Source organism: Shewanella sp. 11B5 (genome assembly GCF_002836795.1).
Taxonomy (GTDB): Bacteria; Pseudomonadota; Gammaproteobacteria; order Enterobacterales; family Shewanellaceae; genus Shewanella; species Shewanella frigidimarina.
The window spans coordinates 1-1,438 of sequence record NZ_PJAP01000050.1 but is presented as its reverse complement, the minus strand read 5'-3'; the positions used below and the strand labels follow the sequence as shown (position 1 = coordinate 1,438).

Annotated in this window: 1 protein-coding gene; it reads right to left on the bottom strand. The window is 41.9% G+C overall.

Annotated features, from left to right (window positions below; all coding sequences use genetic code 11):
• Positions 1–1,105, bottom strand: a 1,105-nt coding sequence (locus CXF78_RS00415; RefSeq protein ID WP_102035676.1) for an amino acid aminotransferase, incomplete at its 3' end; no start/stop codon positions are given.
• Between the last annotated feature and the right edge of the window lie 333 nt (positions 1,106–1,438).

Sequence of the window (1,438 nt, the reverse complement as noted above, 5' to 3'; positions counted from 1 at the left end):
TGTACACACTGTATTGCTGTTTAAGGATTGCCACTTGTTCTGGATTAACACCTAAAAATGAGAACATCCCTTTTTGACGGGCGATAAAACTAAAGTCACGTTCAACACCATTGGCTGTTAATTGATTGACCAACATTGCCCGGTTACCATTAATTCGGTCACGCATCACTTTAAGCTCGTCTAACCATTGTTGTTTGAGGGCTGGGGTACCTAAAATGGTCTCAACAATCGCAGCACCGTGTGCTGGCGGCATAGAATAAATGCAGCGCACTACGTATAACAATACCGATTGGGCAACATCAACAGTTGCGCTATCTTTAGCAACAATTGAGCAAGCGCCAATACGTTCGCGGTATAAACCAAAGTTTTTCGAGCAAGAGCTGCATAGAATCATGCTTTCAACTGCTGCAGCCATCTGACGAACGCCATAAGCATCTTCATCTACGCCGTCACCAAAACCTTGGTAAGCCATATCAATTAATGGTGTAAACCCTTGCTTCACCGTAACCTTAACCACTTCATCCCATTGCTCAGTGGTTAAATCCATACCGCTTGGGTTATGACAACAAGCATGTAAAAGCACTACGTCATCTTTACCAATGGTATTTAAGGTTGCCAGCATTTGGTCAAACTTAAGTGTTTTGCTGTCATAGTCATAATACGGATAGGTTTTAACCGTAATACCTGCAGCTTCAAATAACCCTGTGTGGTTTGCCCATGTTGGGTCACTTACCCATAGCACCGCATTAGGATTACAACGTTTAATAAAGTCTGCCGCCACGCGCAGGGCGCCAGTTCCGCCAGGGGTTGACACTGTACGAACTCGGTTAGCCAGTAATGCACTGTGGCTAGCACCAAAAGCTAATTCACCCATAAGTTGGTTGAATGACGCTGAGCCAGTCGGGCCTATGTACACCTTGGTTGTTTCGGTGTCTAAACGAATTTTTTCGGCGGCTTTAACACAATCTAAAATTGGCGTATGACCTACAGGGTCTTTATAAACGCCCACACCTAAGTCAACTTTATTTGCGTGGCTGTCTTCGCGGTATTGAGTTAGCAGGCCTAAAATAGGATCTGCTGGTAAGGCTTTTAGGGTATCGAACATGAATAGAACCTTATATTAGCTATTTGCACTAAGCATAACGCGCTTTAAACTAAGAGTTAAAGCCATAATTGCTCCCAATCTCAATTAATATCTTATTGAGATTTTTTCATTTGGAAAGTTAACGTAACAAGCAAATAATACTGTCATATCGTAAGATTATCTGATGTAATGGACCTCCATTACAGTGTTAAGTGTTATTGTTGGCAATCTCGTTAGACTGTTGCCGTATTTAAAGGCCAATTAATGGTCGTGAGTTGTTGATATTAGCGCTGTAATCCGTATTTTATCAGCTTGTAATGGTTTTTGTTTAGTGACGATAAACTCTTTCATTCT